Origin of the sequence: Bacillus cereus group sp. RP32 (assembly GCF_040459735.1) — a bacterium.
Taxonomy (GTDB): Bacteria; Bacillota; Bacilli; order Bacillales; family Bacillaceae_G; genus Bacillus_A; species Bacillus_A wiedmannii.
Map to the genome: position 1 here is coordinate 1,481,353 of NZ_JARVHO010000001.1, position 25,240 is coordinate 1,506,592.

The following is a 25,240-nucleotide window of genomic DNA, read 5'->3' on the forward strand; positions in this document are numbered from 1 at the left end:
AATGAGGTTCTAGGGGGATTTCGACATGTTAGAGTTTGATACTACTCAAGATCAATTAGCGAATATAAAAGTTATCGGTGTCGGCGGTGGCGGAAACAATGCTGTAAACCGTATGATTGAACACGGTGTACAAGGTGTAGACTTTATCGCTGTGAATACTGATGCACAAGCATTAAATCTATCAAAAGCTGAAACAAAAATGCAAATTGGTGGAAAATTAACACGTGGACTTGGTGCAGGTGCAAACCCTGAAGTAGGGAAAAAAGCTGCAGAAGAAAGTAAAGAACAGATCCAAGAAGCACTTCGTGGTGCGGATATGGTCTTCGTAACTGCTGGTATGGGCGGCGGAACTGGAACTGGTGCAGCTCCAGTTGTTGCTCAAGTTGCAAAAGAATTAGGTGCATTAACAGTTGGTGTTGTGACACGTCCATTTACATTTGAAGGACGTAAACGTGCAACGCAAGCAGCATCTGGTATTGCGGCATTTAAAGAAAATGTAGATACACTTATTGTAATTCCAAACGATCGCTTATTAGAGATTGTTGATAAAAATACGCCGATGTTAGAAGCATTCCGTGAAGCAGATAACGTATTACGTCAAGGTGTTCAAGGTATTTCTGATTTAATTGCAACACCAGGTTTAATTAACTTAGACTTCGCAGACGTAAAGACAATTATGTCTAATAGAGGTTCTGCTTTAATGGGTATTGGTTCTGGTAATGGAGAAAATCGTGCTGCTGAAGCTGCGAAAAAAGCGATTTCTAGTCCATTATTAGAAACATCTATTGATGGAGCTCAAGGTGTTATCATGAACATTACGGGTGGAGCTAACTTAAGCTTATATGAAGTACAAGAAGCGGCAGACATTGTAGCTTCAGCTTCAGATCCAGAAGTAAATATGATCTTCGGTTCTGTTATTAATGAAGGATTAAAAGATGATATCGTTGTAACTGTAATTGCAACTGGTTTTGATGATAGTGCTTCGACGCAGCCACCAAAACCAATTATCCGTCCGACTGCGAATCACACGCAACAACAGCAACAGCAAGTAGCTCAACCTTCAAAACAACGTGAAGTTAAGCGTGAAATGAAACGTGAAGAGCCGGTTGTGCATGAGCGTCATACAGATTCAGATGACATCGATATTCCAGCATTCTTACGTAACCGTCGTAGACGATAAAAGAAAAGGAGCTTTTATGCTCCTTTTTTGTTTTATACAGGGAAAAGATCTGCTAAGCAGGTCTTTTTTTATTTTATATATTTCGATTTATCCCGCTATTTGCTGGGCAGCCTGATTGGTGCGGGGTGATTAAAGTTTCACTTAATATATAAGTAAAAAGATATAGTATTCTATGAAACATATACTTTTATTTTTTACCGACAGATTTTGTCTAGAAAGCACAAAATAACAAAAAAACACCTCCGCAAATTGACACACTTTCCTATTGGATATGCATTATACTAGTCTCAACTTAAAAAAAGAGGTGAATTGTTTGGTTGTTTACGCCGACGTTGTTTGGTTGTTAAACGCCTGCATTGATTTTCTTTTACTTTTATTAACAGCAACCGTGTTAAAAAAGAAGATCAAAAGATGGAGGCTTGTGTTAGGGGCATTTATAGGTTCAACCATTGTTATTTTTGCCTTTACTCCTTTTGCTTCTATGATGACACATCCAATTATGAAACTACTGTACTCGTTACTTATTGTGTATACAGCATTTGGGTTTACAACGTTTAGAAACTATGCACAAACTGTTTTTACTTTTTACTTTGTAACCTTTATGGTTGGCGGAGGGTTAATTGGGACTCATTTCTTTTTGCAAACGAATGAAATGGTAAATGGATTGGTTCAATCTCAATCAATTTCTTACGGTGATCCAATTAGCTGGTTGTTTGTTGTTTTTGGTTTTCCAGTAATTTATTATTTTTCTAAAAAGCGTATTGAAAGCGTAGAGGTTACAAAAATACACTATGACCAAATTGTGAAATTGAAAATTCAATTAGCTGAAGAGGAACTAGAACTCGCAGGTTTAATTGATAGTGGGAACCAACTTTACGACCCGTTAACAAAAACACCCGTTATGATTATGCATATTTCATCATTAGAGCATTGCTTGCCAGCTTGGTTAACAGAACAAATTTATTCCAAAACAGAGATTCCTCAAATACCAGAAAATGATTCTGGCTGGGCGACAAAATTACGCTTAATTCCTTTCAGAGCAGTAGGAGTAGAGAATCAATTTTTATGGGCAATTAAGCCAGACAGTGTGCAAATTTATCATGAAGGTAGTTCTATTGTAGTCAGCAAAGTATTGATTGGATTAAATACACAACAGTTGTCAACCAATGGAGAGTATCAATGTATTGTGCATCCGAAAATGTTAATTTCGCAAAAAATGGTAATTGCTTAATAATGGGAGGCGGGATAATATGATGAAATTAAAATTTTATTTAGTATACCTTTGGTATAAAGTATTGTTGAAATTAGGAATTAAGACCGATGAAATTTATTATATCGGTGGAAGTGAAGCGTTGCCACCACCGTTAACGAAAGAAGAAGAGGAAGTTCTTTTGAATAAATTGCCAAAAGGAGATCAGGCAGCAAGATCGTTACTGATTGAACGCAACTTACGGTTAGTTGTATATATAGCAAGAAAGTTTGAAAATACAGGGATAAATATTGAAGATTTGATTAGTATAGGAACAATCGGCCTTATTAAAGCAGTGAATACATTTAATCCGGAAAAGAAAATAAAATTAGCGACATATGCCTCACGTTGTATAGAAAATGAAATTTTAATGCATTTGCGTCGGAATAATAAAAATCGTTCAGAAGTTTCTTTTGACGAACCGCTTAACATCGATTGGGATGGGAATGAACTTTTGTTATCAGATGTATTAGGTACAGATGATGATATTATTACAAAAGATTTAGAAGCTACTGTAGATCGTCATCTTCTAATGAAAGCATTGCATCAATTAAATGATCGTGAAAAACAAATTATGGAACTTCGGTTTGGGCTTGCTGGAGAAGAGGAAAAGACGCAAAAAGATGTGGCGGATATGCTTGGGATTTCACAGTCATACATTTCGCGTTTAGAAAAAAGAATCATAAAAAGATTACGAAAAGAATTTAATAAAATGGTGTAAAGAATAAGACCAGCCGTTATCTAGGCTGGTCTTATTCTCTTTCGTTGTATGAGAAGAGACAACGAAAATGAAAAATGAAGAGAAAACCGCATGCATAAAATCCCCTTCAAAGGAAATACTTTACACTGTACAGCAACTCCCGATAGGAGGGAACACTTTGACGAGAAACAAAGTAGAAATTTGCGGTGTTGATACAGCTAAACTTCCCGTACTAAAAAATGATGAAATGCGTAAATTATTTCGTGAAATGCAAAGTGGAGAGATAAGCGCAAGAGAGAAATTAGTGAATGGAAACTTACGTCTTGTACTGAGCGTCATCCAAAGATTTAATAACAGAGGAGAATATGTTGACGATTTATTTCAAGTTGGTTGCATCGGACTTATGAAATCCATTGATAACTTTGATTTAGGCCAAAATGTAAAATTTTCAACGTATGCTGTGCCGATGATTATTGGGGAAATACGCAGATATTTGCGTGATAATAATCCGATTCGCGTATCTCGATCATTACGAGATATTGCGTATAAAGCGTTACAAGTAAGAGAGAAATTGATTGCAGAAAATTCAAAAGAACCAACAGCAATGGATATTGCAAAAGTGCTTGAAGTGACTCATGAAGAAATTGTTTTTGCATTAGATGCGATTCAAGATCCAGTTTCATTATTTGAACCGATTTATAACGATGGGGGAGATCCTATCTTTGTTATGGATCAGTTAAGTGATGAAAAACAAAAGGACGAGCAGTGGGTTGAAGAGTTAGCGCTGAAAGAAGGGATGAAGCGTTTAAATGATCGTGAGAAAATGATTATTCGAAAACGTTTCTTTCAAGGAAAGACACAAATGGAAGTTGCAGAAGAAATTGGGATTTCTCAAGCACAAGTGTCACGTTTAGAGAAATCAGCTATTAAACAAATGAATAAGACGATTCAAGGATAAGGTTTCACCATTTATGGTGAAACCTTTTTATATGTAATATAGTTTGTCTTCGCTCATAGTAGGGAAGCTGTGTTCATATAATGAAAATAATATGGGATTAGTAGAGGGTGCTTCCTGTTAATTTGAGAAACAGTGTTTTTTCAATTCGTCATATATAAGGGAGAGGATGAAAATGATAAGAATTTCGGAGTTGCAGATGAAAGAGATAATAAATGTTTCAGATGGAAAAAGGCTTGGGAATATTGGAGATATTGAAATTGATATGAACACAGGGAAGATCGGGTCTATTATTATTTCCAAACAGGCACGTATGTTAGGGATCTTTGGGAAGGATGTAGAAATTGTAATTCCTTGGGAGGAAATTATGAAAATTGGGGAAGATGTCATACTTGTTAGAGTAAATCCTGTTAATTCTGTAACAGAATCAATACAAACACCGACAATTTCATAAAGAATATTACAAATTCCTCTTTTTTTTCTGTTGGCATTATGAAAAAATAAAAGTATGGTAAAATAGACAGGAAGTACCATGCTTTTTTATGTTATTTTAATTAAAAGGAGTCACTTTATGAGACAACCATTTAAATATGTGGACGGTATACTGTATTTACAAGCGTGGAAAGAACTTGGAAACATTACTGCTGGATTTACGACAAAAGATGGTGGGGTAAGTACGGGCTCCTTTCATGCGATGAATTTAGGATTACATGTGAATGATATCGTGGAGAACGTTCATGAAAACAGACGCATTTTAGCAAATAAGTTACAAAAACCATTAGAAAACTGGATTTGCTCTGAACAAGTTCATGATCATCATGTTGAAAAAGTAGGACAACAGGAAAAAGGAAGTGGCGTCTATTCATATGAAGACGGCATTTCAAAAACAGATGGCATTTATACGACTAATAATGATGTTCTTCTAACATCATGTTACGCGGATTGTGTTCCACTCTATTTTTATGCACCATCACATGGTATGATAGGACTTGCGCATGCTGGATGGAAAGGGACTGTAAAAGAGATTGCAAAGGAAATGATTCAAAAATGGAATGCAGAAGGGATTTCAAGTGATGAAATTCATGTTGCAATTGGACCAGCAATTGGATCTTGTTGTTACGTTGTTGATGATCGAGTGTTAACAGCAGCAGAGCAAGTAGTAAACGGCTCTGTCCCTTATAAAAAAATTTCTGATGGGCAGTACGCAATTAATTTAAAAGAAATTAATCGTATATTATGTGTACAATCAGGCATAAAAGAAGAGAATATTGTAATGTCATCTCTTTGTACAAGCTGTGAAGAACAACTATTTTTCTCTCATCGTCGTGATCAAGGTAAGACAGGAAGAATGTTGAGTTTCATAGGTTTTAAGGAGGAAGAAAGCAAGTGACAGTACAAAAAAATTTAACAACTGTAAATGAAGCAATTAAACAATCTTGCGTACGAGCGGGACGTTCGTTGCAAGATATTAAACTCGTTGCGGTTACAAAAACGGTAGGAATTGAAAAAACAAACGAAGTAATTGAAGCTGGAATTATCGATTTAGGTGAAAATAGAAATGAAAGTTTCTTACAGAAGTACGAACATTTCGGTTCAAAAGTGAATTGGCATTTTATTGGATCATTACAAACGAGAAAAGTAAAAGAAATCATTAATGAAATTGATTATTTACATTCGTTAGATCGTCTTTCACTTGCAAAAGAAATTCAAAAACGTGCTGATAAGAAAGTGAAATGTTTTATTCAAGTGAAAACATCATCTGAAGAATCAAAGCAAGGATTGGCAATAGAAGAAACCGTTTCTTTTATTCAAAGTTTGCAAGAATTGGATAAGATTGAAGTGGTGGGACTAATGACAATGGCTCCGTTTACAGAAGAAGAGGAAGAAATCAGACGCTGTTTTAAGGAGTTGTGTATGCTACAAACAGAGGTGCAGGAGCTAGAATTATTACATGCGCCATGTAAAGAATTATCAATGGGAATGTCTAATGATTACACGATTGCAATTGAAGAAGGTGCTACATATATTCGTTTGGGGACGATTTTAGTAGGAAAAGCGTAAAAGGAAGGAGAATCTTATTATGAGTTGGTCAAAAGTAAAATACTTCTTTTTTGATACACCGGAAGAAAAAGAAGCAGCTCAATATAGTTATGAAAAGGAGCAAACAGACATGAAGAAGCAGCAAGATCCGCCAGAACAACAAGATGTTGCGTTTCCAAAAGCGCAACCGAAACAAAATGTTGTGAGCATTGAAACGGCAAAGCAATCTTCAAAAGTTGTTTTATTAGAACCACGCACATATTCGGAAGCACAAGGGATTTCGGACCATTTAAAAGGTAGACGGGCTGTTGTGATTAATTTACAACGAATGTCTACTGATCAAGCTGTACGTATCGTTGACTTTTTAAGTGGTACTGTATACGCTATAGGCGGGGACATTCAAAAAATAGGACCGAAAACATTTATGTGTACCCCTGAAAATGTAGATATTGTTGGTGCAATTTCAGAGTTATTCGGTGAAGAAGAAGACACAAATATAAAGAGGTGGTAATACGCCATGGTAACAGTTTTAAACGTTTTAATTACTGCTATCGAGATCTACTCGTGGGCACTTATTATTTACATTCTTCTATCATGGTTCCCTGGTGCAAAGGAATCAACTTTTGGAGAAATTCTTGCGCGTATTTGTGAACCGTATTTAGAACCATTTCGCAGATTTATTCCGCCGCTTGGTATGATTGATATCTCTCCACTCGTTGCGATTTTCACGTTAAAGCTTGCTACGAATGGTTTAATAAGTATATTCAACTATTTCTTATAGTAAGAGGTTAAATACATGAGCATCTATGAACATTTCAGACCCGATGAAGAGGTCTTTGTGGATAAGGTGTTAGAGTGGAAGCGAGCAGCGGAGTACCATCAAGTGAAGTTAACAGACTTCCTTGATCCAAGACAACAACAAATTGTCACTATGGTAATAGGACAAGGGGATGTTGCTGTACAGTTTGATGGTGCAACGCCTCATGCAGAGCGTAAGAGAGCACTCATTTATCCGGACTATCTAGTAGTGAATGAAGAGGAATTTCAAGTAGAAGTATTGGAAATTGACTATCCTTCCAAGTTTTATACGCTAGAACATAGGCAAATATTAGGTACATTTATGTCTCTTGGTTTAACGAGAGAAAAATGTGGTGATATTTTGCTTCAAGAAGATCGTGCCCAAATTGTAGTCGCGAAAGAAGTTGTATCTTATATTGAGATGAACTTACAATCTATAGGGAAAGTGAAAGTCTCCTTATCACCAGTGCAAGGAGAAAAAATTTTACAGATGCAAGAAACGTGGGGAGAGAAATCTGGAACGGTTTCTTCACTTCGTTTAGATGTTATGTTAGCTGAAATGTTACATATATCCAGACAAAAAGTACAACCTTTCATAAAAAATGGTTTAGTAAAAGTTAATTGGAAAACAGTGGAGCAAACTTCTTATGAATGTTATCCAGGAGATGTTTTTTCAGTGAGAGGATATGGACGAAGTAAATTGTTTTCTGTAGAAGGTAGAACAAAGCGCGACAAATGGAGAATTTTGTATGGTATACTAAAATGATTGGTTTTTTAGAAGGAAATCCTCCTATTTTGTCGAAGAGAAGATATAATTGAAATAGGAAATTTAGATAACTACTTGGAGGTGGCGTTGTGCCGTTAACACCATTAGATATTCATAACAAAGAATTTGGTCGCGGATTCCGTGGCTATGATGAAGATCAAGTAAATGAGTTTCTTGATCAAATTATCAAAGATTATGAATTAGTCATTCGTGAGAAAAAAGCTTTAGAAGAAAAAGTTGCGCAATTAGAAGGGAAGTTAGATCATTTCTCTAATATTGAAGATACGTTAAACAAATCTATCATCGTTGCACAAGAAGCAGCGGAAGAAGTAAAACGTAATGCGCAAAAAGAAGCAAAATTAATCGTACGTGAAGCTGAAAAGAATGCAGACCGTATTATTAACGAAGCGTTAGTAAAATCAAGAAAAGTTGCCTTTGATATTGAAGAGCTAAAGAAACAAGCGAAAGTATTCCGCACTCGTTTCCGTATGTTATTAGAAACACAGCTTGAAATGTTAAACAACGATGATTGGGATAAACTAATTGAGTTAGAAGACGAAGTAGATGAACTGTTGAAAAAAGAAGAAACAGTGTAAGCTTGACGTTTTTCTCATTATTACATATAATTTTAAACAACATATTTATTAAGAAAAACGAAGATAGGGATAAGTACCTTTTTCATACCTTATATAGCGAACTGAGGATGGTGTAAGCTCAGGATAAGGAGATAATGGGAATATCACCCTGGAGTTCCGCGCTGAACAAATAGAGTAAGCGTAGGCGTATATTCGCGTTAAGAATATAAAGAGGATTGTATACATACGTATAGGATCTACTAGGGTGGTACCGCGGGAGACTTTCTCGTCCCTTTTTGGGATGAGAAGGTCTCTTTTTTATTCCGTTTTTTAAGTGTTTCTTTTATACATGTAAGGAGGAATTGAGCATGGAGTACAAAAATACATTACTAATGCCAAAAACAGAGTTCCCAATGCGTGGGAATTTACCAAAACGTGAGCCTGCAATGCAAGAACAGTGGGCTGAAATGAATATTTATGAAAAGGTACAAGAACATACGAAAGGTCGTCCTTTATTTGTACTGCATGATGGACCTCCATATGCGAATGGTGACATTCATATGGGACATGCATTAAATAAAGTGTTAAAAGACTTTATTGTTCGTTATAAATCAATGACTGGTTACTGCGCACCATATGTACCGGGTTGGGATACACACGGTTTACCAATTGAGCAAGCTTTAACAAATAAAGGTGTAAAGCGTAAAGAAATGACAGTTGCTGAGTTCCGTAAGTTATGTGCAGAGTATGCATATGAACAAGTAGAACGTCAACGTGAACAATTTAAGCGTTTAGGTGTACGTGCAGATTGGGATAACCCATATATTACTTTAGAGCCGGCTTATGAAGCGCAACAAATTAAAGTGTTCGGTGATATGGCGAAAAAAGGTTATATCTATAAAGGGCAGAAACCAGTTTACTGGTCTCCAACGAGTGAATCAGCTTTAGCAGAAGCTGAAATTGAATACCAAGATAAAAAATCAGCATCTATTTACGTAGCATTCCCTGTAAAAGACGGAAAGAACGTATTAGAAGGTGATGAGAAATTCATTATCTGGACAACAACACCTTGGACGTTACCTGCAAACTTAGGTATTTCTGTTCACCCAGAACTTGAATACGCTATTGTAAAAGTAAATGATGAAAAATATATTATTGCTTCTGAACTATTTGAGACAGTTGCAAAAACGTTAGAGTGGGAAAATGCTGAAGTTGTGAAAACGGTAAAAGGTAGCGAACTTGAGTATACAGTTGCAAAACATCCATTCTACGATCGTGATTCATTAGTTATGCTAGGAGATCACGTAACAACAGATGCAGGTACAGGTTGTGTTCATACAGCACCAGGACATGGGGAAGATGACTTCGTTGTTGGTAAAAAGTATGGATTAGAAGTACTTTGCCCAGTGGATGATAAAGGTGTATTAACAAATGAAGCACCTGGATTTGAAGGCTTATTCTATGATAAAGCTAACAAGCCAATTACAGAAAAATTAGAAGAAGTAGGCGCGTTACTGAAGCTAACATTCATTACGCATTCATACCCACATGATTGGAGAACGAAAAAACCAATTATTTTCCGTGCGACAGCACAGTGGTTTGCATCTATTGAAGCGTTCCGTAAAGAATTATTAGAAGCTGTTGCGGAAACAAAATGGGTACCAGCATGGGGAGAAACTCGTCTTCATAATATGGTTCGTGACCGTGGTGACTGGTGTATTTCTCGTCAGCGTGCATGGGGTGTGCCAATCCCTGTATTCTATGCAGAGAATGGTGATCCAATTATTACAGATGAAACAATTAACCATGTAGCAGATTTATTCCGTGAGCACGGTTCTAACGTATGGTTTGAGCGTGAAGCGAAAGATCTATTACCAGAAGGATTTACACATACAGGTAGCCCAAATGGTGAATTCCGTAAAGAAACAGACATCATGGATGTATGGTTCGATTCAGGTTCTTCTCACCAAGCAGTATTAGAAGAGCGCGAAGACTTACAACGTCCAGCTGATTTATATTTAGAAGGATCTGACCAGTATCGTGGTTGGTTTAACTCTTCATTATCAACAGCAGTTGCTGTAACAGGTAAAGCTCCATATAAAGGCGTACTAAGCCATGGTTTCGTATTAGATGGTGAAGGACGTAAAATGAGTAAGTCGATTGGAAACATCGTCGTACCGAAGAAAATTATGGATCAATTAGGTGGAGATATTTTACGCTTATGGGTATCTTCTGTTGACTATCAATCTGATGTACGTATTTCAGATGATATTTTAAAACAAGTAGCAGAAGTGTATCGTAAAATCCGTAACACATTCCGTTTCTTATTAGGAAACTTAGATGACTTTAAGCCAAGTGAAAATACAGTAGCTGTAGCTGAACTTCGTGAAGTAGATCGTTACATGTTAGTGAAATTAAATGACTTAATTACAAAAGTAAAAGAAGCATATGAAACATACGACTTCGCTGCTGTGTATCATGCAATTCATAACTTCTGTACAATTGATTTAAGTTCATTCTACTTAGACTTTGCAAAAGACATTTTATACATTGAAGGTGCAAACCATGAAGATCGTCGTGCAATTCAAACTGTATTATACGATGTTCTTGTTGCATTGACGAAACTTGTAACACCAATCTTACCGCATACAGCTGATGAAGTATGGCCATACATTCCGGGTGTAACAGAAGAAAGTGTACAATTAACTAATATGCCAGAAGCTGTACAATTAGATGGTGCGGAAGCATTAAAAACAAAATGGGATGCATTTATGACGCTGCGTGATGACGTATTAAAAGCGTTAGAAGTAGCTCGTAATGAGAAAGTAATCGGTAAGTCATTAAATGCAAGTATTACGCTATATCCGACTGTAGAAATGAAAACTATGTTAGAGTCTATTAGCGAAGACTTAAAGCAATTATTCATCGTTTCTGAGTATAAACTTGGTGGTATGATGGAAGAAGCGCCAGCAGATGCGCCGAAGTATGAGCATACAGCGGTTGTTGTTGCTCAAGCAACTGGTGAAACATGTGAACGTTGTTGGGTAGTTTCAGAAACAATTGGTAAAGACGCTGAACATGAAACATTATGTGAGCGTTGTGCAACAGTTGTTAAAGAAAACTATGTAAAATAATAAAAAAACTGACTGTGCGTAAGTACAGTCAGTTTTTTTGTTGATGATATATTAAAATAACTTTCACTCTCTTTCCTATGAAGGAAAAATGTGTGTGAGGTAAGCATAGAAATTTCGGACACACTAATCGTACATTGCAGCTGGGAGGAATGTACACGTGAATGAAATGTATATGGAAATCAAAGAAGAATTGCAATTGATGCGAAAAGAGTTACAAGAGAGGCTAGCTAAAGAGGTCATGCATAAATATGATACAGAGTTTAGCGAAGAGCTTGGATATGAAATTAAGGAAGAGATAAAGAAAAAACTCCTATTACATGATATAAAAGAGGACTTAAAAGATGTAGAACGTGCATTATTTAAAATGGAAATAGATATGTATGGTATTTGTGAAGAAACGGGGAGAGCAATTTCGGTAAAACAAATGAAGACGATGCCGACTGCCCGTACCATTCATGAATTTTTCTATGAAAAAGTAAATGTATGAATGCGCACAACGATATTATATTACCTTTTTTTAATTTATTTTATTCTTCTATAAAGGTTCATTGTGAAAAGGTTGCAGCTATGCTAAAATTTTGAGGTACACTGTCTTTGTGGGGGAAATGAAAATGATATATTATGTAATAGCGTTATTTGTCATTGCCATCGATCAAATATCGAAATGGCTAATTGTAAAGAACATGGAATTGGGTACGAGCATTCCGATTATCGATAATGTATTATACATAACATCACATCGAAATAGAGGAGCTGCCTGGGGGATTTTGGAAAATAAAATGTGGTTTTTCTACATTATTACAGTCGTTTTTGTAGTATTTATCGTAATTTATATGCAAAAATATGCGAAAACAGACAAACTTCTAGGGATTTCATTAGGTCTAATATTAGGCGGAGCAATTGGTAATTTCATTGATCGTGTATTTAGACAAGAAGTAGTGGATTTCATTCACGTGTATATTTTCTCGTACAACTATCCAGTATTCAATATAGCTGATTCAGCATTATGTATTGGTGTTGTATTAATTATTATTCAAACATTATTAGAAGGCAAGAAAACGAAGGAGTAATTGAATGAGTGAAGTAGTACAAGTAACAGTTGCAGAAGAACAAAAAAGTGAGCGAATTGATAAATTCGTTGCAGAAATAAACAGTGAATGGTCACGTTCACAAGTACAACAATGGATTAAAGATGATGTCGTTACAGTTAATGGAAAATCGGTAAAAGTGAATTATAAAGTTAAAGAAAATGATGAAATTACAGTAACGATTCCTGATCCAGAAGAGTTAGATATCCAAGCAGAAGATATGGGCTTAGAAATTTATTATGAAGATGCAGATGTACTCGTTGTAAATAAGCCACGTGGTATGGTTGTACATCCAGCTCCAGGGCATACAAGCGGTACGCTTGTAAACGGACTTATGCACCATTGTACAGACCTGTCAGGTATTAACGGTGTAATGCGTCCTGGTATTGTGCATCGTATTGATAAAGATACATCTGGACTATTAATGGTTGCTAAAAATGATGTGGCGCATGAGTCACTTGTAAATCAACTTGTAGCAAAAACAGTAACAAGACGTTACAAAGCGATTGTACACGGTGTGATTCCGCATGATAAAGGAACGATCGATGCGCCAATTGGTCGCGATAAGAAAGAACGTCAAAGCATGACAGTTGATGAAAATGGTAAGAATGCTGTTACACACTTCCAGGTGTTAGAACGCTTTAAAGATTTTACACTTGTAGAATGTCGCTTAGAAACGGGACGTACGCACCAAATTCGTGTTCATATGAAATATATTGGCTATCCACTTGCAGGAGATCCGAAGTATGGTCCGAAGAAAACATTAGACATGAATGGACAAGCACTTCACGCAGGTATTTTAGGGTTTGACCATCCTCGTACTGGTGAATATATTCAGTTTGAGGCACCGATTCCAGAAGTGTTTGAAGACGCATTAAATATTTTACGGAAATAGTATTGACAAATCATAAGAAAACTGAGATACTGACAACAGTTAAATAATGATCCTTTAACACAGCCCCGTGAGGTTGAGAAGGTAACGGTTTGAAATACATAGGGTATGCTGTACCCTTTTTTCAAAAGTCCTCTCGCACACGCTGAGAGGACTTTTTTTATATCATTACTCTCACGCAAGAAAAAAGCTTGGAGGTGTAGAGCATGCAAGAGAAAGCTGTCGTTTTAGATGACCAAATGATTCGCCGCGCTTTAACACGAATTAGTCATGAAATCGTGGAACGAAATAAAGGTGTCGATAATTGTGTTCTTGTTGGAATTAAAACTCGTGGAATTTTTATTGCACAACGTTTGGCAGAACGAATTGGTCAAATTGAAGGAAAAGAAATGGAAGTTGGAGAGCTAGATATTACGTTATATCGTGATGATCTAACACTACAATCGAAAAATGAAGAACCACTTGTAAAAGGTTCTGATATCCCTGTAGATATTACGAAGAAAAAAGTTATCCTTGTGGATGATGTATTATATACAGGAAGAACAGTTCGAGCAGCAATGGATGCTCTTATGGATTTAGGTAGACCATCACAAATCCAACTGGCGGTTCTTGTTGATAGAGGTCATCGTGAACTACCAATTCGCGCTGATTATGTAGGAAAGAACATTCCAACATCAAGTGAAGAGCGTATCGAAGTTGATTTGCAAGAGACAGATCAACAAGATCGAGTAAGCATATACGATAAGTAAAGCCCTTTTAAATGTAGTCCTGTGAGGCTGCCAAAGGGTCTTGGCTTTCATATGTCAAATTTGGCATACGAAAGTGTAGGACTCTTTGTGCACAGGCACAAAGAGTTTTTTTATTGCAAAGATTTAAACTGAAGGAGGATGTAACAATGGAACAAAAGCCAGTGTTAGACATTAATGAAGTACCGAAACCGGGAAAATGGTTATTTTTAAGTATACAACATTTGTTCGCGATGTTTGGATCAACAGTGCTTGTTCCGTTTTTAACAGGATTGAATCCGTCAGTAGCATTAATATCAAGTGGATTAGGAACGCTAGCGTTTCTTCTTATAACGAAAGGTCAAGTACCTGCCTATCTAGGATCATCATTCGCCTTTATCGCACCGATTATAACAGCGAAAACAGCAGGTGGACCTGGAGCAGCAATGCTTGGTGGTTTGTTTGCAGGACTTGTGTACATCTTAATCTCACTCGGAATTAAGAAGTCAGGATCAGAGTGGATTATGAAATTACTTCCGCCAATCGTAGTTGGTCCAGTCGTAATGGTAATCGGTCTAGCTTTAGCACATACAGCAGTTAACATGGCGATGAACGGTGCGGATGGCAAATATAGCTTTACACACTTTTCAGTAGCATTAGTAACATTAGCAATTACAATTATCTGCTCTATATTCGGAAGAGGGTTTTTCAGTATCATACCAGTGTTACTGGGCATTATCGGCGGATATATCTTTGCTTACTTCCAAGGGCTAGTAAACTTAAAGCCGGTAGCTGAGGCAAAATGGTTTGTTGTACCAGATTTCACAGTACCATTTGTAACATATACTCCGGAGTTTTCGTGGAAGATTGTACTCTTGATGGTACCAGTAGCATTAGTAACAATTTCAGAACATATCGGACATCAAATTGTACTAGGAAATGTTATTAAAAGAGATTTAATTGAAAAACCAGGTTTACATCGCTCAATCTTCGGTGATGGAATAGCAACATTGATTGCATCACTAATAGGTGGACCACCGAATACAACGTATGGTGAAAACATCGGTGTGTTAGCAATTACGAGAGCATACAGTGTATACTTATTCATCGGCTCAGCAGTGTTTGCAATCATGTTCGGATTTATCGGTAAGATTTCTGCACTGATTCATTCGATCCCAACACCAGTTATGGGTGGTGTATCAATCTTACTATTCGGTGTAATTGCATCAAGCGGATTACGCATGATGGTAGATGATAAAACAGACCTAAGTGACAAACGAAACTTAATGATTGCATCAGTAATACTAGTAATCGGTATTGGTGGAGCGGTACTCCACGTAGGAGAATCGTTCCAAGTAGAAGGAATGGCACTAGCAGCAATTGTAGGTGTACTATTAAATCTACTACTACCAGAAACGAAACAAATAAAACAATCTAAGCAGATTGCTTCATAATAATAACCTTTTAATTCAGTCCTGTGAGACCGGAAAGGGTGGCTTCTTCCTTGCACCCTAGTCTCAAATGACTAGGGTATTTTTATACAAAAGTTGTTATAAAAATACAAAAGTGGTAACATAAAAATCAGAAAGATGAGGGATGACGATGAGCCATTTGTTAACGATGAGTGAATTATCGGAAGTAGAAATTTCAGAAATCCTAAAAGACGCAGAAGATTTCGCGAATGGAAAAGAGAGCAAAACGACAGAGCAAACTTTTGTTGCGAACTTGTTCTTTGAGAATAGTACGAGAACGAGATTTAGCTTTGAAGTTGCTGAGAAGAGATTAGGACTTGAAGTTTTAAACTTTTCAGCGGATGCATCAAGCGTACAAAAAGGAGAAACTTTATACGATACGATAAGAACACTGGAATCAATCGGAACAAAAGCGGTGATCGTCCGCCATGAGCAAGATCGCTACTTCGATGAACTAAAAGAACAGGTAAATATCCCAATCTTAAACGCTGGAGATGGATGTGGAAACCATCCAACGCAGTGCCTACTCGATCTTCTTACAATTAAACAAGAGTTTGGAAGATTTGAAGGATTAAAGATTGCGATAGTAGGAGATATTCGTCATAGCCGAGTAGCACGTTCTAATGCAGAAGCATTAACGAAACTGGGTGCAACAATTTACTTTGCAAGTCCAGAAGAGTGGAAAGATGAAGACAGCACGTTTGGAACATACAAACCATTAGATGAACTTGTTCCAGAAGTGGATGTAATGATGTTACTTCGTGTACAACATGAGCGTCATGATCATTATGAAACAGACATTATGAAAGAGTATCATGAGAAACACGGATTAACAGTGGAAAGAGAAAAGCGTATGAAAGAAGGAAGCATTATTATGCATCCAGCTCCTGTAAACCGTGATGTTGAAATTGCAAGTGAACTTGTTGAGTGTGAGCGTTCACGCATATTTAAACAAATGGAAAATGGAGTTTACGTAAGAATGGCTGTACTAAAACGCGCCTTACCAAATGTATTAGGAGGAATGAAACATGAATTACTTGTTTAAAAATGGTCGTTATATGGATGAAGAAGGAAAAATCGTAGCAACAGATCTTCTCGTACAAGACGGTAAAATCGCTAAGGTAGCAGAAAATATTACGGCAGATAATGCTGAAGTAATCGATGTGAACGGAAAGTTAATCGCACCTGGATTAGTAGATGTACACGTACATCTTCGTGAACCAGGTGGTGAACATAAAGAAACAATTGAAACAGGTACACTAGCAGCGGCAAAAGGTGGGTTCACTACAATTTGTGCAATGCCAAATACACGCCCAGTACCAGATTGCAGAGAACATATGGAAGACTTGCAAAATCGTATTAAAGAAAAAGCGCATGTCAACGTACTACCATACGGAGCAATTACAGTACGCCAAGCTGGTTCTGAAATGACAGATTTCGAAACATTAAAAGAACTTGGAGCATTTGCTTTCACTGATGACGGTGTAGGCGTACAAGATGCTAGCATGATGTTAGCTGCTATGAAGCGTGCAGCGAAATTAAATATGGCAGTAGTTGCGCATTGTGAAGAGAATACTCTTATTAATAAAGGTTGTGTACATGAAGGGAAGTTTTCTGAGAAACACGGATTAAACGGTATCCCATCAGTATGTGAATCTGTACATATTGCAAGGGATATACTGCTTGCTGAAGCGGCAGATTGTCACTATCACGTATGTCACGTAAGTACGAAAGGTTCTGTACGCGTAATTCGAGATGCGAAACGCGCTGGAATTAAAGTAACAGCAGAAGTAACACCTCATCACTTAGTGTTATGTGAAGATGATATCCCATCAGCTGATCCTAACTTTAAAATGAACCCGCCACTTCGTGGAAAAGAAGATCACGCAGCACTAATTGAAGGTTTATTAGATGGAACAATTGATATGATCGCAACTGATCATGCACCGCATACAGCGGAAGAGAAAGCGCAAGGAATTGAAAGAGCACCATTCGGAATTACTGGTTTTGAAACAGCATTCCCACTTCTATACACAAACCTTGTGAAAAAAGGAATTATTACATTAGAGCAGTTAATTCAATTCTTAACAGAAAAACCAGCTGATACATTCGGCTTAGAAGCAGGTCGCCTGAAAGAAGGTAGAACAGCTGATATTACAATCATTGATTTAGAACAAGAAGAAGAGATTGACCCAACAACATTCTTATCAAAAGGAAAAAATACACCATTCGCAGGTTGGAAATGCCAAGGATGGCCGGTAATGACAATCGTTGGTGGTAAGATCGCATGGCAAAAGGAGAGTGCATTAGTATGAAAAGACAACTTATCTTAGAAGATGGAACAGTATTAATTGGAAAAGGTTTCGGAGGAGAAATCGAAAAGTCAGGTGAGGTTGTATTTACAACAGGAATGACTGGATATCAAGAAACATTATCTGATCCATCATATTGCGGTCAAATCGTAACATTCACGTACCCATTAATCGGAAACTACGGCATCAACCGTGACGATTTTGAATCAATTCACCCATCTGTAAATGGTTTAATCGTAAACGAAATTTGTGATCATCCATCAAACTTCCGTAATGAAATTTCGTTAAATGATTACTTAAAAGAAAGAAATATCCCAGGGTTAGCAGGAATTGATACAAGAAAATTAACGAGAAAAATTCGTCAATACGGTACATTACGTGGACGTCTATGTAACATGGATGCAGATGTAGAATACATCGTGAGCCAATTAAAAGCGACAGTATTTACAGATCACGTGAAACGCGTATCAACGAAAGATCCATACCCAAGCCCAGGCCGTGGACACCGAGTTGTACTTGTAGACTTCGGAATGAAACATGGTATTTTACGAGAATTAAATAAACGTGACTGTGATGTAATTGTAGTACCTTACAATACAACAGCAGAAGAAATTTTACGTCTTAGCCCAGATGGAATTATGTTAAGTAACGGACCTGGAGATCCAAAAGATGTACCAGAAGCAATTGAAATGTTAAAAGACATTATCGGTAAAGTTCCTTTATTCGGAATTTGCTTAGGACATCAACTATTCGCTCTAGCATCTGGTGCGAATACAAGTAAGTTAAAATTCGGTCACCGTGGTTTAAACCATCCGGTAAAACATCTTGCAACTGGAAAAGTAGCAATTACATCTCAAAATCATGGTTACGCAGTAGAAGAAGAATCAGTTAAAAATACAGAACTTGAAATTACACATGTTGCTTTAAATGATGGAACAGTAGAAGGTCTTCGTCATACGAAGTTCCCAGCATTTACAGTGCAATACCATCCAGAAGCTTCTGCAGGACCAGAAGATGCAAACGATTTGTTCGAAGATTTCTTAGCAATGATTGAAAACTTCAAGAAAGAAGGGGAAGAGTTATGCCAAAACGCCTAGACATTAACACAATTTTAGTAATCGGATCAGGACCAATTGTAATTGGGCAAGCAGCAGAGTTTGACTACTCTGGTACACAAGCTTGTCAATCTCTTAGAGAAGAAGGTTACAAAGTAATCCTTGTTAACTCTAACCCAGCAACAATTATGACAGATACTGCAACGGCAGATAAAGTATATATAGAACCATTAACACTAGAATTCGTAAGCCGTATCATTCGTAAAGAACGTCCAGATGCAATCTTACCAACATTAGGTGGTCAAACAGGCCTGAATATGGCTGTTGAACTTGCGAAATCAGGCATACTTGAAGAGTGCGGAGTTGAAATTTTAGGAACAAAATTATCAGCAATCGAGCAAGCGGAGGATCGTGATTTATTCCGTACCTTAATGCAGGAATTAAATGAACCAATTCCATCTAGTACCATTATTCATACGCTAGAAGAAGCACATGAATTTGTAAAAGAAATTGGATATCCAGTTATTGTTCGCCCAGCATTTACAATGGGGGGAACAGGTGGCGGAATCTGTAGTAATGAAGAAGAACTAATTGAAATCGTATCAGGTGGATTAAAACATAGTCCGGTAACACAATGTTTATTAGAAAAGAGCATTGCTGGTTGTAAGGAAATTGAATATGAAGTAATGCGTGATTCAAATGATAACGCGATTGTAGTATGTAACATGGAAAATATCGATCCAGTTGGGGTTCACACAGGTGATTCTATCGTTGTAGCACCGAGCCAAACATTAAGTGACCGTGAATATCAAATGTTACGAAACACTTCATTACGAATTATTCGTGCATTAGGAATTGAAGGTGGATGTAACGTTCAGCTTGCACTTGATCCACATAGCTTCCAATATTATGTAATCGAAGTAAACCCGCGTGTAAGTCGTTCATCTGCACTAGCATCTAAAGCAACTGGATATCCAATTGCGAAGCTAGCGGCAAAAATTGCAGTCGGTTTAACATTAGATGAAATTATAAATCCAGTAACACAAAAAACATATGCTTGTTTCGAACCAGCATTAGACTATATTGTTTCAAAAATTCCACGCTGGCCATTTGATAAGTTTGAATCAGCAAACAGAACACTGGGTACACAAATGAAGGCAACTGGTGAAGTTATGTCAATCGGACGTAACTTAGAGCAATCATTATTAAAAGCGATTCGTTCTTTAGAACTTGGTGTTTATCACTTAGAGTTAGAGCATTTAAAAGAGCTTGATAAAGAGACAATGAAAAAACGCATTATAAAAGCTGATGATGAGCGACTGTTTATTGTAGCAGAAGCAATTCGTCAAGGTGTAACGAAAGAAGAAATCAACAATTGGTGTGAAATGGACTTCTTCTTCTTACAAAAAGTTGAAAATATCGTAAACATGGAACGCGAAGTAAAAGCAAATGTAGGAAATATGGAAGTATTACAATCAGCGAAAGAAATGGGCTTCAGTGACCATTACATCGCCAATGCTTGGAACAAAACAGAGCGTGAAATTTACGATATGCGTAAAGAAAGCAATATAACTCCTGTTTATAAAATGGTAGATACTTGTGCGGCAGAGTTTGAATCTGCAACACCATACTACTACAGCACATATGGTGACGAGAATGAATCAGTTAGAACAGATCGTAAGAGTGTAGTAGTTCTAGGATCTGGTCCAATCCGTATCGGTCAAGGTGTTGAGTTTGACTATGCAACAGTTCACTCTGTATGGGCAATTAAAGAAGCGGGATATGAGGCAATCATTGTTAATAACAATCCAGAAACAGTTTCAACAGACTTCAGTATTTCTGACAAATTATACTTTGAACCATTAACAATCGAAGATGTAATGCACATTATCGATTTAGAAAAACCAGAAGGTGTTATCGTCCAATTCGGTGGACAAACGGCAATTAACTTAGCTGCTAAATTAGAGGCTCACGGTGTGAAAATCTTAGGAACATCACTTGAAGATTTAGACCGTGCAGAAGATCGTGATAAGTTTGAAGCAGCTCTAACACAACTTGGTATTCCGCAACCAGTTGGTAAAACAGCAACGACTGTAGAGCAAGCGGTAGCAATCGCTGACAAAATTGGTTACCCAGTATTAGTAAGACCATCTTACGTACTAGGTGGACGCGCGATGGAAATCGTATATCGTCAAGAAGAACTGCTGCACTACATGAAAAATGCGGTTAAAGTTCACGCAGATCACCCAGTATTAATCGATCGTTACATGGTTGGTAAAGAAATTGAAGTAGATGCAATTTCAGACGGTGAGAATGTATTCATTCCAGGTATTATGGAACATATTGAACGCGCTGGAGTTCACTCTGGTGACTCAATCGGAGTATATCCACCGCAAAGCTTATCTGCAAAACTGAAAGAACAAATTATTGAACATACAATTGCACTTGGAAAAGGTTTAAACATTGTTGGATTACTAAACATTCAGTTTGTAGTATTCAAAGATGAAGTGTATGTAATTGAAGTAAATCCACGTGCGAGTCGTACAGTACCATTCTTAAGTAAAATTACAGGCGTACCGATGGCGAATGTTGCAACGAAAGTTATTTTAGGTCAAGATCTTGTAGAACAAGGATATGGAACTGGTTATCACCCAGAAGAGAAAGAAGTGTATGTAAAAGCACCGGTATTCTCATTTGCGAAGCTACGTTCAGTTGATACAACATTAGGACCTGAAATGAAATCAACAGGGGAAGTAATGGGTAAAGACTTAACACTTGAAAAAGCATTATACAAAGGGTTAGTTGCTTCAGGAATTAACATCCCAACGCACGGATCAGTAATCATCACTGTAGCGGATAAAGATAAAGAAGAAGCAATGGAAATTGCAAAACGTTTCCACGAAATCGGCTATAACTTATTAGCAACAGCTGGAACAGCACAATCGTTAGCAGAGCAAAACATTCCAGTGCAAGTTGTAAATAAAATTGATTCTGAAGAATACAACTTACTTGATATTATCCGTCAAGGAAAAGCACAGTTTGTAATCAATACATTAACAAAAGGCAAACAACCAGCGCGTGATGGTTTCCGCATTCGCCGTGAATCAGTAGAAAATGGTGTGGCTTGCTTAACATCACTTGATACAACGAGAGCAATCTTACGAGTACTAGAATCTATGACATTCTCAGCTCATTCAATGAAAGAAATTACGCAAACGAAGCGTCACGAGGTGGTACATGCATGATGCAAAAGCAAAATATGATCGTCGTTAACCAAAAAGAAATCGCAAAAAACATTTACGAATTAGTGCTTCAAGGGGATCTAGTGCAGCAAATGAACGATCCAGGGCAGTTTGTACACATTAAGGTAGCAGAGGGCATTACGCCCCTTCTGCGCCGCCCAATTAGTATTTGTAATGTCGATCAAGACAAGAACGAATTTACAATGCTATATCGTGCGGAAGGACAAGGAACAAAAACATTAGCGAAAAGAAAACAAGGCGAACTTGTAGATGTGTTAGGACCACTTGGACATGGTTTTCCTGTAGAAGAAGCGGAAGCTGGACAAACGGCTCTATTAGTTGGAGGGGGAATTGGTGTACCACCACTATATGAATTGTCACAGCGTCTTGTAGCAAAGGGAGTACGCGTTATTCACATCTTAGGTTTCCAAACGAAAGATGTTGTCTTCTATGAAGAGAAATTCGCAGAGCTTGGTGATACGTATGTTGCAACAGTTGATGGTACGCATGGTACAGAAGGCTTTGTAACAGATGTAATTGATAGCTATGGAATCGACTTTGACATTCTATACTCATGTGGACCTTTAGCGATGCTTCGTGCATTAGAAGGACGCTATAAAGAGAGAAAAGCCTACATTTCATTAGAAGAGCGTATGGGCTGTGGCATTGGAGCATGTTTTGCATGTGTATGCCATTTACAAGCAGATCCGAGTGGACATTCTTACAAGAAGGTGTGTAGCGACGGACCAGTATTTCCAATCGGGGAGGTTGTACTATGAACAGATTGCAAGTTGAATTACCAGGGTTATCATTAAAAAATCCAATCATCCCAGCATCTGGTTGCTTCGGATTTGGTCGTGAGTATGCACAGTTCTATGATTTAAGTGTACTTGGATCAATTATGATTAAAGCGACAACAGAACAGCCTCGTTACGGAAACCCAACGCCTCGTGTTGCGGAAACACCAGGCGGAATGCTAAATGCAATCGGGCTTCAAAATCCTGGATTAGAAAAGGTAATGAATTCTGAATTACCTTTTCTCGAGCAATTTGATCTTCCGATTATTGCGAATGTTGCTGGCTCACAAGCTGAGGATTATGTAGCAGTTGCGAAAGAAATTTCAAAGGCACCTAATGTTCATGCGCTAGAATTAAATATTTCTTGTCCAAACGTAAAAACGGGTGGTATCGCTTTTGGTACGAATCCTGAAATTGCTGCTGATTTAACGAAGCGAGTAAAAGAGGTTTCTGAAGTACCGGTATATGTGAAATTGTCACCGAACGTGGCAAACATTGTGGAGATTGCAAAAGCAATTGAAAATGCGGGTGCGGACGGTTTAACGATGATTAATACATTGCTTGGTATGCGTCTAGATTTAAAAACAGCTAAACCAATTTTAGCAAACCGTACAGGCGGATTATCAGGTCCTGCGATTAAGCCAGTAGCAATTCGTATGGTACATGAAGTAAGTCAAGCGGTTAACATTCCGATTATCGGAATGGGTGGTATTGAAACTGCGGAAGATGTAATTGAATTCTTCTATGCTGGCGCAAGCGCGGTTGCAGTTGGAACAGCGAACTTTATCGATCCGTTCGTATGTCCGACAATTATTGAAGAATTACCAGCATTACTAGATGAATTAGGATTTGATCACATTTCGGAATGTCAAGGAAGGAGCTGGAAGCAAACATGTCACAGTCGTTAATCGTTGCACTAGATTTTCCAGAGAAACAAGATGTAGAACAATTCTTACACCACTTTGAAGGGGAAGAGTTATTTGTCAAAGTGGGTATGGAGTTATTTTACAAAGAAGGCCCTGCGATTATTACGTACTTAAAAGAAAAAGGGCATAAGATTTTTCTAGATTTAAAACTCCATGATATTCCGAATACAGTAAAAAGCGCTATGCGTAGCCTAGCTAGTCTAGATGTTGATATGGTAAATGTTCATGCTGCTGGGGGAAGCAGTATGATGAAAGCTGCGATTGAGGGATTAGAGGAAGGTAAGCAAGAAGGAAAAGAGAGACCGATTTGTATTGCAGTTACACAACTAACAAGCACTTCGGAAGCTATGATGAAAAAAGAGATTGGCATTGAGAAAACGTTAGAAGAAGCGGTTGCTCATTATGCAAAACTAACGAAAGAAAGTGGACTTGATGGTGTTGTTTGTTCAACACTTGAAGTTCCGAAATTACGTGAAGTATGCGGAAATGAATTTGTAACAGTAACACCAGGGATTCGTCTTGCAAGCGATGATGTAAATGACCAGGTGCGCGTAGCAACACCGAAACGTGCGAGGGAACTTGGCTCAAGCTACATCGTAGTTGGACGTAGTATTACAAAAGCGGGAAATCCGCTTGAAGCGTATAAAACAGTAAAACAACAGTGGGAAGGTGTAACAGTATGAAAAAAGAAATCGCATCGCGTTTATTAGAAATTGGAGCAGTATTTTTACAACCGAATGATCCATTCACTTGGTCTTCAGGTATGAAATCACCAATTTATTGTGATAATCGTTTAACTTTATCTTATCCAAAAGTACGTCAAGCGATTGCAGCTGGATTAGAAGAGTTAATTAAAGAGCACTTCCCAACTGTAGAAGTTATTGCAGGAACAGCAACTGCTGGTATTGCGCACGCTGCATGGGTAAGCGATCGTATGGATTTACCAATGTGCTACGTACGTAGTAAAGCAAAAGGTCACGGTAAAGGGAACCAAATTGAAGGAAAAGCTGAAAAAGGTCAAAAAGTAGTAGTAGTAGAAGACTTAATTTCAACTGGCGGTAGTGCAATTACATGTGTAGAAGCACTTCGCGAAGCTGGATGTGAAGTATTAGGAATCGTATCAATCTTCACATACGAGCTAGAAGCAGGAAAAGAAAAACTAGAAGCAGCTAACGTAGCATCATACTCTTTAAGCGATTACAGTGCATTAACTGAAGTAGCAGCAGAAAAAGGTATGATCGGACAAGCTGAAACGAAAAAATTACAAGAGTGGCGTAAAAATCCAGCAAACGAAGCTTGGATCACAGCGTAACACGAAAAAGACGACCGCGGGG

General features: G+C 37.6%; 25 protein-coding genes and 1 other annotated feature. All 25 genes read left to right on the plus strand.

Annotation, left to right across the window (positions count from 1 at the left end):
* Positions 1–25 precede the first annotated feature (25 nt).
* Positions 26–1,180 (plus strand): cell division protein FtsZ, encoded by a 1,155-nt coding sequence (gene ftsZ, locus QCI46_RS07835; protein WP_000888983.1) that lies wholly within the window; start codon positions 26–28, stop codon positions 1,178–1,180.
* A gap of 313 nt (positions 1,181–1,493) precedes the next feature.
* Positions 1,494–2,411 carry a sigma-E processing peptidase SpoIIGA gene (spoIIGA, locus tag QCI46_RS07840; protein WP_000261976.1) on the plus strand — a complete coding sequence of 306 codons (918 nt, stop codon included), beginning with the start codon at positions 1,494–1,496 and terminating at the stop codon, positions 2,409–2,411.
* Positions 2,412–2,430: 19 nt separating this feature from the next.
* A complete protein-coding gene (sigE, locus tag QCI46_RS07845) occupies positions 2,431–3,150 on the plus strand; it encodes an RNA polymerase sporulation sigma factor SigE (RefSeq protein WP_000976947.1) in 720 nt (239 codons plus the stop codon).
* Positions 3,151–3,307: 157 nt separating this feature from the next.
* Positions 3,308–4,087, plus strand: coding sequence for an RNA polymerase sporulation sigma factor SigG (gene sigG / locus QCI46_RS07850; RefSeq protein WP_000197753.1), 780 nt, complete (start codon positions 3,308–3,310; stop codon positions 4,085–4,087).
* A 172-nt stretch (positions 4,088–4,259) separates the two neighbouring features.
* Entirely contained in the window at positions 4,260–4,538 is a 279-nt protein-coding gene (locus QCI46_RS07855; protein WP_000619414.1) for a YlmC/YmxH family sporulation protein, read from the plus strand.
* 117 nt (positions 4,539–4,655) lie between these two features.
* On the plus strand, positions 4,656–5,474 hold the full coding sequence (gene pgeF / locus QCI46_RS07860; RefSeq protein WP_046956465.1) for a peptidoglycan editing factor PgeF: 819 nt from the start codon (positions 4,656–4,658) through the stop codon (positions 5,472–5,474).
* Positions 5,471–6,145 (plus strand): YggS family pyridoxal phosphate-dependent enzyme, encoded by a 675-nt coding sequence (locus QCI46_RS07865; RefSeq protein ID WP_000218035.1) that lies wholly within the window; start codon positions 5,471–5,473, stop codon positions 6,143–6,145. Before pgeF ends, QCI46_RS07865 begins: the two co-directional genes overlap by 4 nt.
* A gap of 19 nt (positions 6,146–6,164) precedes the next feature.
* Positions 6,165–6,635 carry a cell division protein SepF gene (locus tag QCI46_RS07870; protein WP_000119131.1) on the plus strand — a complete coding sequence of 157 codons (471 nt, stop codon included), beginning with the start codon at positions 6,165–6,167 and terminating at the stop codon, positions 6,633–6,635.
* A 6-nt stretch (positions 6,636–6,641) separates the two neighbouring features.
* Complete coding sequence (locus tag QCI46_RS07875; protein WP_000259082.1) at positions 6,642–6,905, plus strand: YggT family protein; 264 nt, start codon at positions 6,642–6,644, stop codon at positions 6,903–6,905.
* A gap of 15 nt (positions 6,906–6,920) precedes the next feature.
* Entirely contained in the window at positions 6,921–7,688 is a 768-nt protein-coding gene (locus QCI46_RS07880) for a YlmH family RNA-binding protein (RefSeq protein WP_000029706.1), read from the plus strand.
* Positions 7,689–7,777: 89 nt separating this feature from the next.
* Positions 7,778–8,284, plus strand: coding sequence for a septum site-determining protein DivIVA (divIVA, locus tag QCI46_RS07885; RefSeq protein ID WP_001131609.1), 507 nt, complete (start codon positions 7,778–7,780; stop codon positions 8,282–8,284).
* Positions 8,285–8,335: 51 nt separating this feature from the next.
* Positions 8,336–8,560: a binding site (T-box leader), on the plus strand.
* Between the two features lie 71 nt (positions 8,561–8,631).
* A complete protein-coding gene (gene ileS2, locus QCI46_RS07890; protein ID WP_000455964.1) occupies positions 8,632–11,397 on the plus strand; it encodes an isoleucine--tRNA ligase in 2,766 nt (921 codons plus the stop codon).
* A 157-nt stretch (positions 11,398–11,554) separates the two neighbouring features.
* Complete coding sequence (locus QCI46_RS07895) at positions 11,555–11,884, plus strand: TraR/DksA C4-type zinc finger protein (RefSeq protein ID WP_001004658.1); 330 nt, start codon at positions 11,555–11,557, stop codon at positions 11,882–11,884.
* Between the two features lie 124 nt (positions 11,885–12,008).
* The gene (gene lspA / locus QCI46_RS07900) at positions 12,009–12,467 is read left to right on the plus strand and encodes a lipoprotein signal peptidase LspA (protein WP_000642186.1); all 459 of its coding nucleotides are present in this window, start codon (positions 12,009–12,011) and stop codon (positions 12,465–12,467) included.
* A gap of 4 nt (positions 12,468–12,471) precedes the next feature.
* A complete protein-coding gene (locus tag QCI46_RS07905; RefSeq protein ID WP_000005846.1) occupies positions 12,472–13,380 on the plus strand; it encodes an RluA family pseudouridine synthase in 909 nt (302 codons plus the stop codon).
* Between the two features lie 203 nt (positions 13,381–13,583).
* Entirely contained in the window at positions 13,584–14,126 is a 543-nt protein-coding gene (pyrR, locus tag QCI46_RS07910) for a bifunctional pyrimidine operon transcriptional regulator/uracil phosphoribosyltransferase (RefSeq protein ID WP_001156490.1), read from the plus strand.
* A 146-nt stretch (positions 14,127–14,272) separates the two neighbouring features.
* Entirely contained in the window at positions 14,273–15,556 is a 1,284-nt protein-coding gene (gene uraA, locus QCI46_RS07915; RefSeq protein WP_353839885.1) for a uracil permease, read from the plus strand.
* Positions 15,557–15,704: 148 nt separating this feature from the next.
* Entirely contained in the window at positions 15,705–16,619 is a 915-nt protein-coding gene (pyrB, locus tag QCI46_RS07920; protein WP_048546070.1) for an aspartate carbamoyltransferase, read from the plus strand.
* Positions 16,603–17,889: a dihydroorotase gene (pyrC, locus tag QCI46_RS07925; protein WP_353839886.1), complete on the plus strand. Its 1,287-nt coding sequence runs from the start codon at positions 16,603–16,605 to the stop codon at positions 17,887–17,889. The genes pyrB and pyrC overlap by 17 nt, the downstream gene beginning before the upstream one ends.
* Positions 17,886–18,983 (plus strand): carbamoyl phosphate synthase small subunit, encoded by a 1,098-nt coding sequence (locus tag QCI46_RS07930; protein ID WP_000828668.1) that lies wholly within the window; start codon positions 17,886–17,888, stop codon positions 18,981–18,983. The genes pyrC and QCI46_RS07930 overlap by 4 nt, the downstream gene beginning before the upstream one ends.
* The gene (carB, locus tag QCI46_RS07935; protein WP_353839887.1) at positions 18,968–22,186 is read left to right on the plus strand and encodes a carbamoyl-phosphate synthase large subunit; all 3,219 of its coding nucleotides are present in this window, start codon (positions 18,968–18,970) and stop codon (positions 22,184–22,186) included. Before QCI46_RS07930 ends, carB begins: the two co-directional genes overlap by 16 nt.
* Positions 22,183–22,962: a dihydroorotate oxidase B electron transfer subunit gene (pyrK, locus tag QCI46_RS07940; protein ID WP_000983346.1), complete on the plus strand. Its 780-nt coding sequence runs from the start codon at positions 22,183–22,185 to the stop codon at positions 22,960–22,962. The genes carB and pyrK overlap by 4 nt, the downstream gene beginning before the upstream one ends.
* Positions 22,959–23,888: a dihydroorotate oxidase B catalytic subunit gene (pyrD, locus tag QCI46_RS07945; protein ID WP_001081053.1), complete on the plus strand. Its 930-nt coding sequence runs from the start codon at positions 22,959–22,961 to the stop codon at positions 23,886–23,888. The genes pyrK and pyrD overlap by 4 nt, the downstream gene beginning before the upstream one ends.
* A complete protein-coding gene (gene pyrF / locus QCI46_RS07950; protein WP_353839888.1) occupies positions 23,873–24,589 on the plus strand; it encodes an orotidine-5'-phosphate decarboxylase in 717 nt (238 codons plus the stop codon). The genes pyrD and pyrF overlap by 16 nt, the downstream gene beginning before the upstream one ends.
* Positions 24,586–25,218: an orotate phosphoribosyltransferase gene (gene pyrE / locus QCI46_RS07955; RefSeq protein WP_353839889.1), complete on the plus strand. Its 633-nt coding sequence runs from the start codon at positions 24,586–24,588 to the stop codon at positions 25,216–25,218. Before pyrF ends, pyrE begins: the two co-directional genes overlap by 4 nt.
* Positions 25,219–25,240: the final 22 nt, after the last annotated feature.

What these genes read in the sequence shown, in the direction of transcription:
- QCI46_RS07880 (WP_000029706.1), top strand. Translation starts at nt 6,921, where the DNA reads ATGAGCATCTATGAACATTTCAGACCCGATGAAGAGGTCTTTGTGGAT.
- ileS2 (WP_000455964.1), top strand. Translation starts at nt 8,632, where the DNA reads ATGGAGTACAAAAATACATTACTAATGCCAAAAACAGAGTTCCCAATG.
- pyrF (WP_353839888.1), top strand. Translation starts at nt 23,873, where the DNA reads ATGTCACAGTCGTTAATCGTTGCACTAGATTTTCCAGAGAAACAAGAT.
- sigE (WP_000976947.1), top strand. Translation starts at nt 2,431, where the DNA reads ATGATGAAATTAAAATTTTATTTAGTATACCTTTGGTATAAAGTATTG.
- QCI46_RS07905 (WP_000005846.1), top strand. Translation starts at nt 12,472, where the DNA reads ATGAGTGAAGTAGTACAAGTAACAGTTGCAGAAGAACAAAAAAGTGAG.
- pyrD (WP_001081053.1), top strand. Translation starts at nt 22,959, where the DNA reads ATGAACAGATTGCAAGTTGAATTACCAGGGTTATCATTAAAAAATCCA.
- pyrC (WP_353839886.1), top strand. Translation starts at nt 16,603, where the DNA reads ATGAATTACTTGTTTAAAAATGGTCGTTATATGGATGAAGAAGGAAAA.
- carB (WP_353839887.1), top strand. Translation starts at nt 18,968, where the DNA reads ATGCCAAAACGCCTAGACATTAACACAATTTTAGTAATCGGATCAGGA.
- uraA (WP_353839885.1), top strand. Translation starts at nt 14,273, where the DNA reads ATGGAACAAAAGCCAGTGTTAGACATTAATGAAGTACCGAAACCGGGA.
- lspA (WP_000642186.1), top strand. Translation starts at nt 12,009, where the DNA reads ATGATATATTATGTAATAGCGTTATTTGTCATTGCCATCGATCAAATA.
- ftsZ (WP_000888983.1), top strand. Translation starts at nt 26, where the DNA reads ATGTTAGAGTTTGATACTACTCAAGATCAATTAGCGAATATAAAAGTT.
- QCI46_RS07930 (WP_000828668.1), top strand. Translation starts at nt 17,886, where the DNA reads ATGAAAAGACAACTTATCTTAGAAGATGGAACAGTATTAATTGGAAAA.
- pyrK (WP_000983346.1), top strand. Translation starts at nt 22,183, where the DNA reads ATGATGCAAAAGCAAAATATGATCGTCGTTAACCAAAAAGAAATCGCA.
- pyrE (WP_353839889.1), top strand. Translation starts at nt 24,586, where the DNA reads ATGAAAAAAGAAATCGCATCGCGTTTATTAGAAATTGGAGCAGTATTT.
- QCI46_RS07870 (WP_000119131.1), top strand. Translation starts at nt 6,165, where the DNA reads ATGAGTTGGTCAAAAGTAAAATACTTCTTTTTTGATACACCGGAAGAA.
- QCI46_RS07875 (WP_000259082.1), top strand. Translation starts at nt 6,642, where the DNA reads ATGGTAACAGTTTTAAACGTTTTAATTACTGCTATCGAGATCTACTCG.
- QCI46_RS07855 (WP_000619414.1), top strand. Translation starts at nt 4,260, where the DNA reads ATGATAAGAATTTCGGAGTTGCAGATGAAAGAGATAATAAATGTTTCA.
- pgeF (WP_046956465.1), top strand. Translation starts at nt 4,656, where the DNA reads ATGAGACAACCATTTAAATATGTGGACGGTATACTGTATTTACAAGCG.
- pyrR (WP_001156490.1), top strand. Translation starts at nt 13,584, where the DNA reads ATGCAAGAGAAAGCTGTCGTTTTAGATGACCAAATGATTCGCCGCGCT.
- pyrB (WP_048546070.1), top strand. Translation starts at nt 15,705, where the DNA reads ATGAGCCATTTGTTAACGATGAGTGAATTATCGGAAGTAGAAATTTCA.